Annotated in this window: 6 protein-coding genes; 3 read left to right on the forward strand and 3 right to left on the reverse strand. The window is 37.3% G+C overall.

The genetic code is table 11. From position 1 onward, the window contains the following. The first annotated feature begins 24 nt into the window (after positions 1-24). Positions 25-4,038, forward strand: coding sequence for a helix-turn-helix domain-containing protein (locus EJF25_RS00695; RefSeq protein WP_125039609.1), 4,014 nt, complete (start codon positions 25-27; stop codon positions 4,036-4,038). A 586-nt stretch (positions 4,039-4,624) separates the two neighbouring features. Here the strand turns inward: EJF25_RS00695 and EJF25_RS00700 are convergent. Both EJF25_RS00700 and EJF25_RS00705 read right to left on the reverse strand, forming a co-directional pair. Then, entirely contained in the window at positions 4,625-6,388 is a 1,764-nt protein-coding gene (locus EJF25_RS00700) for a hypothetical protein (protein WP_125039610.1), read from the reverse strand. Positions 6,389-6,452: 64 nt separating this feature from the next. Continuing rightward, a complete protein-coding gene (locus EJF25_RS00705; protein ID WP_125039611.1) occupies positions 6,453-7,037 on the reverse strand; it encodes a hypothetical protein in 585 nt (194 codons plus the stop codon). A 341-nt stretch (positions 7,038-7,378) separates the two neighbouring features. Here EJF25_RS00705 and EJF25_RS00710 point away from each other — a divergent pair, with 341 nt between their 5' ends. Both EJF25_RS00710 and EJF25_RS00715 read left to right on the forward strand, forming a co-directional pair. Then, positions 7,379-8,452, forward strand: a complete 1,074-nt coding sequence (locus EJF25_RS00710; RefSeq protein WP_125039612.1) for a tyrosine-protein phosphatase — start codon at positions 7,379-7,381, stop codon at positions 8,450-8,452. Positions 8,453-8,558: 106 nt separating this feature from the next. After that, complete coding sequence (locus EJF25_RS00715; protein ID WP_125039613.1) at positions 8,559-10,481, forward strand: DEAD/DEAH box helicase; 1,923 nt, start codon at positions 8,559-8,561, stop codon at positions 10,479-10,481. A 263-nt stretch (positions 10,482-10,744) separates the two neighbouring features. Here EJF25_RS00715 and EJF25_RS00720 read toward each other — a convergent pair whose 3' ends face one another. Beyond that, a complete protein-coding gene (locus EJF25_RS00720; protein WP_125039614.1) occupies positions 10,745-14,836 on the reverse strand; it encodes a hybrid sensor histidine kinase/response regulator transcription factor in 4,092 nt (1,363 codons plus the stop codon). Positions 14,837-14,903: the final 67 nt, after the last annotated feature.

Here is a 14,903-nt window from a genome sequence, read left to right on the forward strand (position 1 = left end):
ACTACTATCTTACACTCCGTACTAATGAAAGCATTTATCTGTAAGTTCACCCTATTAATCTGTTTGCTCTGCCATACGACCGTTGGCAGTGCATACAACCTACGTCAGATAAATAATAAAGACGGTCTGTCAAATAGTGCTATCCTCTCACTAGGACAAGACATCAATCACTTAATGTTATTTGGCACCTGTGACGGACTAAATATTTTTGACGGAAAAGATATTCAAATCATCAGAGCCAGCTCCTCAGAACAAACGATCGTAGGAAACATCATTGAAAGAATCTACGTTACCCAACCCGGCACATATTGGATCCGAACAAACTCCGGACTGAACAAACTAAACTATCAAAAAGGAAAGGTCTTACTGTTCCCTGAGTTTGCCGGAGAGAATTTCATCTTTACAAATCAACAGAACAATCTGTTTGTATACGATAAAATCGGGTATTTACATATTTTCAATGAGCAGACTGAACAATTCCAATCTGTCCTCTTCCGCCAATCAAATCCCATTCCTTATCAAGATATACTCAGCATTAAATTCGATTCAAAAAACAGATTATGGATTTACGCTAAGCAAGGCTATTACTATTGTTTCTCTCTGCACAATGAAAACACAACTACTCCTTACATCACTCTACTTGAAAAACAGCAATTAAAGATGAACATAACCCGTTCCTTTTCTGACGGAGATGATGAATGTGTGATAGATCAAGATCAGAATTTATATGTTATCAGTAACGAGCATTCCCAAACAAAATTCATCAGAAACGTAAGTGATCTCACGCACTTTAAAGGAGCAATAAGTTCTATCGTCCAGTACAAACAAGACCTTTTCATCGGCTTCCGAACCGGAGGAGCCGTAAAGCTGACTTATACTCCGGACCAAGAAGAGGCTTATACAGTCACTGACCTAAACATTCGTTGTGGCGTGCTTTGCATTATGAGAGATAAATTACAGAATATTATCTGGATGGGGACAGACGGTCAAGGAGTTTACAGATATACCGAAGAAGAATATACTCTAAGCTCTTATTTGTTTTCAGAAATATCACCGGAAATCCAGAAATCTGTCAGAGCTATTTTTAAGGATGAATACGGCAATTTATGGATAGGCACCAGAGGTGATGGCGTTACATTACTACCGGCTTTCCCTAATCTGGAAGAAGAACCGATTCATTTTGTTTCCAACAATAGTCCATTAAATGAGAACTCTGTATATACATTTGCACCAAGCAGAAGAAATATCCTATGGATAGGAAATGATGGAGGAATCAATTATTATTCGTATGAAGATAAACAGATCCGGCAATTAGATAATCTGTCTCAAACCAGAATAAATCTTATCCATTCAATACATGAAGCGAATGATACCACATTATGGGCCGCAACAGGAGGAAAGGGTATTTTTAAGATTATACTTGATCCGACAAAGAAACATCCTACTGTAAAAGACATAAAAATATATAGAAATAAGGGAACGGAGTTTATGTATAACTACTTTTTCTCTTCTTTTCATCATCAGAACTCTCTCCTATTCGGAAATAGAGGCTATGGGGTCTTCTCATTTTCTACCGAACAAGATTCCTTGTCGAATATCTACTTTAATGAAAATCCTATGGAACAGGCTGCCAATGACATCTTCGGCATCTGGCAGGACAGAGGAAATAACCTATGGTTAGGCACTAGTGTAGGCCTTGTAGAATGTACCAAAGATAAAGAAATACGAACATTCAAAGAACTCAATGAATTTATCAACAGTACTATCCATGGAATATTAGCAGATGATGACGGAAACTTATGGTTAAGTACTAACAGGGGAATCATCAGGTACAATCCCAAGAATAAAACCTATCAACGTTACGGGCAAGAAGAAGGAGTCAAAGTAATAGAATACTGTGATGCAGCCTCTTTCATTGATCCAAAGAATCAAACATTGTACTTTGGTGGCACTAATGGATTCATTACCATTCACAAAGAAAAGAGTAAAAGTCAAGACTTCATGTTTCCGATTGTAATATCCAGTCTGAATGTGTTAGGAGAGAAAGTAATGTTATCCGATTTCCTTTCGGAAGAAAAAGAAGGTAGAAAGCTATCATTGAATTATCGGCAATATTCGTTCACATTAAAGTTTTCAGTTGCAGATTATATCTATAATAGTAGTACCCTATTATACTACCGATTCAAAGAAACAGATCAGAACTGGACTAAGATCGCTAATAATACGTTGAACTTCAACAACATTCACCCGGGAAAATATACACTTGAAATCAAATACATCAATCAGGCATTAAATAAAGAAAGTGAGATTTATCCTATATTCATTCACATTACTCCTCCATGGTATGCTTCTACCCCAGCATACATCGTTTATGGATTACTTGTTTTAATTTCCATATATCTAATGATATATGCCATTCTCCGCAGAAACCGATTAAAGAAAGAACGTGAATTGAAAGAGCTCGAACAGGTTCATCAAAAAGAAATATACGAATCTAAACTGGATTTCTTTACAAACGTAGCATATGAGTTTTCCACACCGCTAACACTCATCTTTGGTCCTTGCAACCGTATCATCAACCAATGTCCGGACAAAAACAGTGTAAAGTATGCCAAAGTAATCCAACGTAATGCCGAAATCTTAAATGACCTGACACAGGAGATAGTTACTTTCCGCAGCATAGAATCCAAAGAACGAAAGCCGCATATAGAACAATTACCGATAGGGAAAATTGTATCCAAAGACCTGATCACCTTCATTGATCAGGCATACTCAAACCAAATTACTTTTGAAAAAGAAATCGACTCTGCACTAACATGGAATAGCGATCGCTTTTTCCTAAGAACAATCATCATCAATTTATTATCGAATGCTTTCCAACATACGGACAAAGAAGGAAGGATATCCGTACAAATTGATATTCAGGAAGAACATTTATCAATTGTCATCTCATATATCGGTGAAATCACAGAGGAAGAGGTTCAGACGCTCACAGCCAAACATCATATTCTCCAGAATATCAAAGACACCAATGATGTCAAAACTTTGCGCAATGAACTAGGATTAGCGATGTCTCATAATATGGTGGAGTTACTCCAAGGAGAATTACAAGTAAATACAACCGGACCTAATGTATGCTTCATCGTAAAACTACCACAACTTACACCGGATACCCTACAAATAAAGTTCTCCGATATTGACCCTATACATTCCGCTCATCTTAAAATGAACAGTGAGTTGGATCTAAAAGAAACTGAATTAGAGTTTAACATAGTCCGTCAGACTCTTTTCCTGATTGAGCCGAATACAGAATTGTTGTGGTCACTCATAGACACTTTCCATGAAGATTTCAACATTATTCCTATCCGGGATTATACCCAAACGTTGGAAGAATTAAAAGCTTTCCAGCCGGATTTAATTATTTATGATATTACCGGAAATATAGCTGAAGGTATTGAATTTACCGAGCAAGTAAAAAACAACAAAGAGTATACACATATTCCGATTATCTTATTATCCAGCGAGCGAAATGCAGAAGAACAAATAAAAGGGATAAATGCCGGAGCGGAAATGTACATCTTCAAACCGTTTTACAGCGATTATCTAAAGATCTCGGTAAACAAAATATTGAATAGAAAAGAGACTTTAAAAACTTATTTCAGCTCTCCTAAGAGTGCTTATGATTTGTCTAACGCAAAGTTAGTGCACAAAGAAGACAAGAAATTCATCGAAGAGATTCTGAATATCATTAATACCAATCTGGATAATAAAGAACTGTCTGCTGCCTTTATTGCTAACGAACTTCACATAAGCTTGCGTCATCTTTATCGCAAACTAAGCGAAATAGAGGTACAGTCTATAAACAATCTCATCAAAGATTGCAGACTACAAATGGCAAAGAAGCTTTTGATAAATACCAAATATTCTATAGATGAAATAGCCTATAAATCCGGATTCACTGCACGAAGCACGTTCTTCAGAAGCTTTACTGAGAAGTTCCACATCACGCCTAAAGAATTTCGTAAACAACAACAATAAGTTTCTTCTTTAATTAGCACAAGAAGAGATCTTTCGATAAGCTCTGAATGACCTGATACTTCTGCTCATCATTATCGGTTTATTTCACTTTTCTAAAGTAATAATGACTCTGAATAATAAATGTTATTATACGATCAATTAATTGTGATAATATACTTTTGTAGTATAATAGCCTAAATGGTCGCTGAAAATAGAATAGCAAATGTACCCTTTCATAAGTTGAACTATTCGCTAATAATGGAACGCAGAAAAGGCATACTGATAGCCTAAATAAGGGCTTTTTTTATTATCTTTGTATGCTATAACTTCCTTTGGACTGGAAGGAAGTTTCTCCTTTCAAGAAATAAAATATTTTTCTATAGCAAAGAATCTATAACCGCAAGCTCTGATTATGAAACCGCAACTTTTGATTATGTAATCGCAAGTTCCGGTTATATAACCGAAGCTTGCGGTTATAGTTTTGTATGAAAGAAAAGAAAGTTTTCTCCTAATAGAGAGCAAGTTTTCTATTAATAGAGAAGAAGTTTTCTATTAATGGCCAACAGCACATCTATTAGTGAATCAGCTATGACCTAATATAAATCAATTAGCTGGATCTTTTTGTCTTTTTTTCTATGATTGACCAATCCCCTGAATAATAAGCTTGATTTAACTGACGAAGTTTGTCAGCATCTCCCTGGCGAATAAACAAATTCTCCATATCTTTATACAAATAAAACTGCAACCAATATCCTCGATTATATTTCTCGCGAATCGTTGAAGCCTGCATCCATTTGGCATACCACAAAGGATTTATTCCATATTGTCGAGCCACTTCTACGGCCTGATTAGCACGTTTCCAAATTCCTTCAGACATTCGTTTAGCCATAGCTGTAAAGTCTTTATAAGTAAACTTAGAAACATCAATTAACTCACATTTATCATCAATGCCAAGTTCTTTAAAGTCAATCACCGTCTCCATAATCGAATCTCCATCCAAATCATACTCTATATGATCAAAGAAGCCATTGTTATCAAGATCACTATAAAGTACAGTGGCAAATTTCTGCGGATCACGATTTCTCCACGAACGATCAAATCCCTGAAAATATTTAGCATTCTGGTCAATACGCCAAACTCCCGTTTCAGCCCCATAAAGATGTAACCTCCCATCAAAACGGCTGAGATAAAGACGAGCTTTACCCGAATTATCCATGTCCCATTCGCCACGATCTCCCGCAGCATCACTTTGACTATTATTATCAATGCCACCTTTACGCGTACCAATCTTAAACGGATCTTTAGGGTCGTAGAATTCTACGCGCTCCCACCGTCCACAATCATCATCTTCGTCATACACAAAATTGATACGGTCCCATTTACCCCGTTGAAAGATCAAATCCCATGCACTGTCATGATCCGGATAAACAAGCTCTGTCAATTGCCTGTAACGAGGATCAATAAAGAATTGGTCGGCTTCAGGCAATCCACGCATATTCTTAATCGGATGGACTTGATCACGATAGTCAAACCCTTCTCCCTGGAATCCTAAAGTAAAGTCAAAATCAAATTCATTGTTTGTCGTATTATCATTATCCAGGTCTACTGCTATCGACACCCAGTCGATAGTTCCTCCCAACTGACGGTTCTCATAATTTGAATCCTTTACTTTCGGAGAATCCAACAAACGAATAGCCATTTCGGACAGACCATCATTATCAGGATCGTAGAATAAAAATGGATTCTCCCAGTTTAAACGTAAGTCTCTCATGGCATACGTCGCAGTATGTATTTTCAAAAACGCAGTGCGCCCGCTATAATCCTGATAAAAATCAGATAATCCACTAAAGTCCCAACACTGCAGAGTAAAGTTATTCCAGTTGATATAGTTGAAAATATTATCATGATCCATATCCATCACAATCATAAAATGTCCGCCGGCATTATGTTCTTTCGGATATTCTATAACAATCTGCATATCTGCTTTCCCATCTCCGTCTTCATCTACCCAGTCAATGATTAAATCTCCCTGACCACCATAAATTCCATCTTTATTCCGGTCAATCAGCAAACAATCGTTCACCATATCTCCTTCCAGATCCCCTTCTTTCATATTACCATCATCATCCAGCCATAGAATCGGAGTATTATTATGTGTCATCGATTTAATTGCATCCGGTTTCCCATCTCCATTCAAATCAATATACTCCGGTTTGAAACCTGCGGGAGGAGACGGAAGTCGCATTGGTATTAACTGAGTATGTGAATTCCAATATGCCTTCTCGTTCTGCCCCCAACTATTACCGATTATCCCTATTAAAAAGACAAATACGGCACAACCTACTTTCAATAAATGATTTAATTTTCGCATAATAAAATATTAACTACTTATTCTTATATAATATCTCTCTTTTAATAAAACGCTTCCTGCTTTATCAATTCTTCCATCTTTCACACCATGATAAAAGCAGATTTGCACATTCCGGTATCCGAAAAGCAGATCCCCTTTGTTCTAATGAACCGGCAAATACATTAGGGGTCTGAAATTCTTCTTTCTCTCTATTATAAATAGATTTATAAATACAGTTTGACCCAATAATATACATATAATCACCACTTGGGTGTATGTAAACATAAGCATGCTCATTCTTATAGGAAGGAAAAACGTCTTGCTCCCTGTTCTTTTTTTCTGATACTCCAGATATAATAGGTCGTTTATTCATTAGCGAAGTCCGTCCGCTTGCAATGATTGTAGAAACAGTTTCTCTTTCAATACTGATTCGATGAATAACAGCACCGGAAGTACTAATGTACAGGCACTTTTCTATTCCGAATGTATCCAATAACAACCAATCGGATTTCGTATATCGAGTCCCTTTACAGATACGAGTATCTGTTTCTTCCAACAACTGCTCAGCTTCCTCGCCGAATTCCGGTCCATCTAAAGACGCTTCACTGTATTCGATGTTACAACCAGCCAACTCTAGCGTACAAAAACAGATTAAAAATGCTTTCTTCATGGTTTCTAAGTTTGTGTTTTTAGTTTATAATAGATTCATAAGATTATCAAGCCTGTCGCTCTGTTGAAGCAATGCAAAAATGAATAAAAGAGATGATAACCGTTTGAGAAAGCAGTCTTAATTTAATGACAACATCCCAAATAGGGACATATTTGGCACAATATAGGACTAATTATAAGGTGAACAATTCAAAGAGTAAAATCCACATACTGTCTAATAATGTTATACAGTTGTATAAACTTCTCTTAAATTACTATTAACTTTGACTAATTATCACAAAGGAATTACCATATTTACGGGTAATTTCTATCTTTGCATAATAGATCTAAGACAAAAAAACTATGTATAAAAACCTGTTAAGCTGGCTCACAATTCTGTTGGTGTTTCCTTCATGCACTGATAGCCGTCCCAATATATTAGTAGCATGTGAAGAAAACAATATAGGAAACTGTATTATTAAGTGGGAAACAAATCCAGCAATCGATGGACAGGTAAAAGTATACGCTTCCACCTCACCCGACCTGATTCCGGAAAGTTCTCCTGTAGCTATGGCCAATATTTCCGATGGTATGATGACTATCATTACCGAAAATCCGGCACAGCGTTATTATTACTTAATGGCATTCAATAACAAATACAGAACTGAGGTAGCACCCCGCAACATTAATATTACCGGTATTCAAAACTTTCGTGATCTGGGAGGATATAAATCCTCCGAAACAAGAAAAGAAACACGTTGGGGCATGATTTACCGATCTGCACAAATTGACAGTATCCCGCCTTGTGCACGCCAAGAACTGGCTAACATAGGAATCCGTACTATCATAGATCTTCGTTCCGAAAGGGAATATCGTAATAATCCACCATTAAATGATAAGAGATTTAAGATTCTACATATCCCTATCTTCACCGGTAATATAGAAAACATTCTTATAGGAATTCAACAGAAAAAAATAAAAACTGATACTATTAATCGGTTAATACAACAAATCAACCGAGAATTAGTAACCAATTACAAGTCACAGTTCAAACAAATATTCACCTACTTGCTTAATCCTGATCATTATCCGGTGGTAATTCACTGCACATCAGGTAAGGGACGTACAGGTGTTGTTTCCGCACTGTTATTAGCATCTTTAGGAGTCAATGAAGAGGATATTATGAAAGACTATCGTCTGAGCAATTATTATTTTAACATCGTGAAAGCCTCTAAATTTGCCTACAATTTACCCACCAATTCACAAGAAGCTATCACGACTATTTATTCCGCCAAAGAAGACTTTCTGAATGCTGCTAAAGAACAAATTGAAATGGAATATGGCAACGTACAAACTTACCTCAAGAAAGGAATAGGACTTTCTAATGAAGAAATAAAACAACTACGAAGCATTTTATTAACTAATATTAGATATTAACTAATAATAATATGAAGTCGCCACGCACAATTATCCGTTATCCTATATCTAATATCCATTAAATTAACTATCTTTGCAACCGAAATAAAAGATATACAGAGATTTAATGAAGACATTTGAAGAGCTTGGCGTTTCTCCGGAGATACGTAGAGCAATTGAAGAAATGGGATATGAGAATCCCATGCCGGTACAAGAAGAAGTGATTCCGTACCTTTTAGGAGATAATAACGATGTAGTAGCTCTCGCACAAACGGGGACAGGTAAAACAGCCGCATTCGGTTTGCCCTTGCTCCAACAAGTTGACGTAAATAAAAGAATTCCACAATCGCTTATCCTTTGCCCTACCCGAGAGCTTTGCCTCCAGATAGCGGGCGACCTGAACGATTATTCCAAATACATTGACGGATTGAAAGTGCTGCCTGTATATGGTGGCTCTTCTATCGATAGCCAGATACGCAGTTTGAAACGTGGCGTACATATTATTGTTGCCACTCCCGGACGTTTGCTTGACCTTATGGAACGGAAGACAGTTTCACTGTCTACCATTCGTAACGTAGTGATGGACGAAGCGGACGAAATGCTGAACATGGGATTCACAGACAGCATCAACGCGATTCTTGCGGACGTTCCTCAAGAACGTAACACATTGTTATTCTCGGCTACCATGAGTCCGGAGATCGCTCGCATCTCGAAGAATTATCTACGTAATGCAAAAGAGATCACTATCGGACGCAAGAATGAAAGTACCAGTAACGTCAAACATGTCGTTTATACCGTACATGCTAAAGATAAATACGAAGCACTGAAACGCATCGTCGATTATTATCCGCAAATTTATGGCATCATCTTTTGTCGTACCCGCAAGGAAACGCAGGAGATTGCAGATAAATTGATGCAGGAAGGGTATAATGCCGATTCACTGCATGGAGAACTGTCACAAGCGCAACGGGATGCAGTAATGCAGAAATTCCGTATTCGTAACTTGCAATTATTGGTTGCTACCGATGTAGCTGCCCGTGGATTGGATGTAGATGATCTAACGCACGTCATCAACTATGGTCTACCAGATGATACGGAAAGTTATACTCACCGTAGCGGACGTACAGGACGTGCCGGTAAAACAGGAACTTCCATCGCTATCATCAACCTTCGCGAGAAAGGGAAAATGCGTGAAATAGAACGTATCATCGGCAAAAAATTCATCACTGGAGAAATGCCGACTGCTTCGGAAATTTGCCAGAAACAATTGATTAAAGTAATCGATGACTTGGAAAAGGTGAAGGTAAACGAAGATGATATTGCGGATTTCATGCCGGAAATTTACCGTAAACTGGAATGGTTGAGCAAAGAGGATTTGATCAAACGAATGGTATCACATGAGTTTAACCGCTTCTCTGAGTATTATCGCGGACGTGCAGAAATAGAACAACCTTCTGACAGTCGTGAACGCAGAGATAGGAATGGCAGAGAAGGTAATGCTGAGAAGAGAAACCGAAAAGGAGCTCCCGGTTTCACTCGTTTATTCATCAACATGGGTAAAACTGATAATTTCTTCCCTAATGAACTTATCAGCCTGCTAAACAGCAACACACGCGGACGTATCGAACTAGGACGTATTGACTTGATGCAGAACTTTTCTTTCTTTGAAGTCCCGGAAAAAGAAGCAAACAACGTTTTAAAAGCACTGAATGGTGTGAAACGAAACGGACGTAAAGTTGTCGTAGAAGTAGCAGGTGATGAGAATGGAAAAGGGCGGGAAAGTAACGGTCGTTCCAGCGATTATAAGGGAGGTAAACGATACGGTAAAGGTGAGGAACGTACTTCTTCACGCAACGAGAATAAAGATAGAAAAGCCAAAGATTCCTCACCGGCCAGAGGTGGTGCAAAGAAAGAAAAGCCAAGTCGAGAAGTTCGTGGTTATTCCGATGCACGCGGACCCCAAAAGAAGGATGACTGGAAACAGTTCTTCAAAGATGAAGAGCCCGATTTCAGTGAAGAGGGATGGGCACGTAGAAAACCTAAAAAATAAAATATCGGTGAACAACTGAGGAATCCGGTATTAGAAAAATAGAAAGAACTTTCTGTCTTTATCGTTTATCAATGAATATAACTAAGTAAAGCTACAGAAAGTTCTTTTTTTATGTCCTACTGAAAGAAATCTAAATCTTGATACATAAACTATGCTTTTGTCTCTAACAAACCTTAGAAGTCCTTTTCACTGATAAGATTTATTTTATCTAACAAAATTGGCTACCACCACACTACAAATTTACAATCTCCAATTTAGATATTTTACGTATTCATCGACTCTTCTTCTGAAATAGCCTGAATATCTTTCCTCTTCTGATTTCTATACTGCTTAGGAGTCATCTCAAACTTCTGAGCAAACACCTTATAAAATGTTCCTCTATTTGTAAATCCGGTTTTATCCATAAATTCTTCAATAGAAAGCTGTGTAGTAAGCAACAGACGCTCTACAATAGTCAGACGGTATTCCCGGATAATATCAGCAGGAGTCTTGTCAGTGATATTCTTTAATCGCCGATAGAATTGCCGCGTACTATATCCCAAAGAGTTACTAAGTAGTTCTACCGATAATTCTGAATCTTGGACATGGCTGTCGATATTCTGCATCATCTTTTCAAAGAAAGCCTTATCTTCTTTATGCAAGAAATGACCATCATTCAATTCAAAAGCACTTAATACTGAACTATAATATTCTTTCAGATCTTCTTCACGCTGCATAAGCCTTTTCACTACCTTTTCTAGGTATTCTACATTAAAAGGTTTTGTAATATAAGCCTCAGCACCTGATTCGATACCTCGCGTCTGCTCGTCGATATTATTAAGTGCCGACAAGAGAATCAAAGGAATACGATTTAGCTGTTTATCCGATTTTAATTTCTTAGCAAACGACATTCCATCCATTCCAGGCATCATTACATCGGAGATAATCAAGTCCGGCAACTGGAGAGTCAATTGTTTCAAGGCCTCATCTGCATTATACAAAGGAACAACATTGTATTTTCTGACGAAAATCTCTGTTACAAACCACAACATAGAAGGATCATCATCTATAATCATAATGGTTTGTTTGTTCTTATCATATTCAGATGAAGTATTCTGAAGCTCTATTATCTGTTCGTCAGAAGGAAGAACCGGTTCTTCTGCCAAATTCTCTTCCTCAACTTCGGCAGTTACTTCCAACATAGGTAATATTACCTCAAAAGTTGTTACTTCATTCGGTATACTGGATACATGGATCTGTCCGTTCAGCAAAGTCACCATACTATGACAGATTGCCAATCCTAACCCATTTCTCGGAGAAATGCCATTCTTATTTTGCTCCTCAAAGTTATCCAGAATCTTATAACGGTCGAAAATCTTAGTAAGATCAGCCTTTTCTATACCTTTCCCAGTATTGGAAATACGAAAATAAAGTTGTTCTTCGCTTACAAATAGTTCAACCGCGATAGAACCACGCTCCGGAGTATATTTGAATGCATTAGAAATCAGATTACTCACAATCTTACTCAAGCAACTAATATCAGTATTCCAATTTACACCTTCTTCTAGTTGTAAACGATAGTTTATACTCCGACTTTCAACCAATTCCCCAAACGATCCAGCAATGGTACGCACCTGTTCCGTAACGGGAATATGCTTAATATTAAGTTGCTTATTACCCGTCTCCAAACGCCGGAACTCGATCAATTCCAATATCAGTGCATTCAACTTCAATGCATTTTGCTGAATCATGGAAGCATATTTATGAATGTAACCGTCTACTTTACTATAAGAAAGGATTTTCTCACAAGGTCCGCTAATCAATGTCAGTGGAGTACAGAACTCGTGAGTGATATTAGTAAAGAATCGTAATTTCGACTCATACAGCTCTTCACGTTGTTGCTGGTTCATTTGTTCAATCATCACATTACGCTTCATGCGATAGCGATTTACTACAAGCCAAATACAACCGGTCGCAAGTGCACTAAAAAGAATGAAATAAACAATATAAGCATAGATAGTCATATACCAAGGAGGAATAATCCGAATAATCAGTGAATATGGCTGACTCTCTTTTCCTGTAATATTGCTCCGATATTTCACCAACAAAGTATATTCTCCCGGAGATAAATTAGAGAAAACAGCCCTAGTTGAAAGTCCATTATCAATCCAGCTATCACTTAACTCATCTATTTTATAGGAATATGTATAGTTATTTCCATTAATATGATCGACAGCAAGGAAGGAAAGATTAAAGAAGTTCTGGCTATAGTCCAGTACCAATGTCTCCTGTTTATCTCCTTTCAAGAAGTCGTATATGTTATATTCTTTACCAAAAATAGACAAGCGGTTGAAATATAATGCAGGCATATATTCTTCAGAAGTACGCTCGTTCTCAGTAATTGTAATAAATCCATTGGTTCCACCAAAAAATAAGGTGCCTGTATATTGATCTTTGAAGAAAGCCCCGTCGCTAAATTCTGTCACTTCCAAACCACTTTGCCGACGATATGTCTGTACAGTATTATCTCGTACATTGAACCTCGCCATCCCTTGATTGGTACTCAACCAAAGATTATTTTCTCTACCCTCCAAAATACCATGAATCGTATTATTCGGAAAACCATCCATTTGATTATACACCCGATATTCCCCCTGATGTAACCTCGCTAGACCAAAACTCGTACCGAACCAATATCCTTCATCATTTTTATAAATAGCAAAAATATCATTTACCATCTGGTTCTTCACTACATCGTCAATGCGGCAAGGTGTCAATTGACAGGTATGCGTATTCATTTTATAAGCACCATATCCCCGGTTACCAAACCAAATAGTCGAATCGTTTTCCTGGAAAGAAACAAAAAAATAGTTCGAAGCTCTTTTCCCACCATCCAAAACAAAACGCTTGGCAGATTTCACCTTAAATCCGTAGCTGGAAGTATCCAGTATTATTTTAACAATCCCTTCCCCAACTGTAGCAATCCACAATGTACTATCATTGGTCTCCAGAATGGAATGGACATATTTCACAGTCCTATCATCTGCCCACACCGGGAATTCTTTTATTTTTTTTTCGGGATACGAGTAATAATTAAGCCCGTTCTCCGTACCAATCCACAAACGATTCCACCGGCTTGAAGCAAAACTATAAATAGAATTATGCGCTAAAGAGCTATTAGCAGTTGAAAACCTCTCTACTTGCGATGTTGTTTTTCCATCCTGATTAAAATTCATCATTTTTAAAATTCCATCACCTTTTGTTCCAACCCATAAAGATTTCTCCTGATCCAGAAACAAAGAGCGTACCGGATTATTTACCCGATATTCAGGCGCATTCAGAAGTACATTTTGAATGGAAAATTCATTAGTGAAACACATATAAATCCCTTGTCCGTCGGTTCCTACCCAGATAATATCCTGAAACCGATCCTTCATCAGACAAAAAATACCTGACTGAATATTGATAGGATGTATCGCATACTTTGACTTCGAATTCGATAAATACTCCAATCGAATCAATCCGCTATTTTTAAAGCCGATGAAGAAATCATTTTTTTGTTTAATGATAGAGGAGACTTCTCCCCGGCGATGTATTTCTTCTTCTAAGTCTGCCACATAATATATCCTGCGGTTACGCAATTCACATTCATAAAGCGAATAAGTATTATCTATAAAATAAAGCATCCCATCTTCCACAAAAGCCCATAATATGGGCTCAGGATGATTAAAATAGTTGCAAGGTATTAAAGAAACCTGATCTCCATTTTTCTCTATCATATAACTCCGGTTATCATTGCCCGAAGAGAACACCCAAAGAATGCCAGAGCTATCAATTTTCAACTGTTGAACTTTCTCAAAATTGATCTTCTCAACATTAAGTCTCTGAAAATCTTTGGCTCCCGGATAATAATAGTATATATAGCCATCATCTTTAATAATAAAATAATCACCATCCGGACTTTTATCCATAAAGTTTATGTCCTTGAACTGTTTAAAACTCTGTATCGTTTGATGACGAGTGTCAAAACGGTCCAGACCATAATTTGTCTGTATCCACATTACATCTTCTTCGCCTTCCATCACTCTATCTATTAGATTGCCGGAAAGACGATTATTTAAGTTAGCAGATTTATATAATCCCAGATAATTACCATCATAAACGTTCAATCCATCACAAGAACCGATCCATATCACTCCATGACTATCTTGGCACATGGAAAGAATAGCACTGTTAGACAATCCGTTCTTACTTGAGAATTGTCGTAACGTATATGAAGCATCTGCCTTCGGAGCGATCAAAAGGAGAGAAATAATTTGCAACAAAGTAGTATTAAAAAAAAATCTCTTTTTTATCCTATAGTTGTGTTTCTTCATGAAGTGGTTTCCTAATTTAAAAACGTGATGTCCAATTTGTCGGAAAGATATGTAAAATAAGGAAAAA

The organism is Bacteroides faecalis, assembly GCF_003865075.1.
In the GTDB taxonomy this organism is placed as follows: domain Bacteria; phylum Bacteroidota; class Bacteroidia; order Bacteroidales; family Bacteroidaceae; genus Bacteroides; species Bacteroides faecalis.

Coding starts and splice junctions, on each gene's coding strand:
- EJF25_RS00720 (WP_125039614.1), bottom strand. CDS start 14,836: ATGAAGAAACACAACTATAGGATAAAAAAGAGATTTTTTTTTAATACT.
- EJF25_RS00695 (WP_125039609.1), top strand. CDS start 25: ATGAAAGCATTTATCTGTAAGTTCACCCTATTAATCTGTTTGCTCTGC.
- EJF25_RS00715 (WP_125039613.1), top strand. CDS start 8,559: ATGAAGACATTTGAAGAGCTTGGCGTTTCTCCGGAGATACGTAGAGCA.
- EJF25_RS00710 (WP_125039612.1), top strand. CDS start 7,379: ATGTATAAAAACCTGTTAAGCTGGCTCACAATTCTGTTGGTGTTTCCT.
- EJF25_RS00700 (WP_125039610.1), bottom strand. CDS start 6,388: ATGCGAAAATTAAATCATTTATTGAAAGTAGGTTGTGCCGTATTTGTC.
- EJF25_RS00705 (WP_125039611.1), bottom strand. CDS start 7,037: ATGAAGAAAGCATTTTTAATCTGTTTTTGTACGCTAGAGTTGGCTGGT.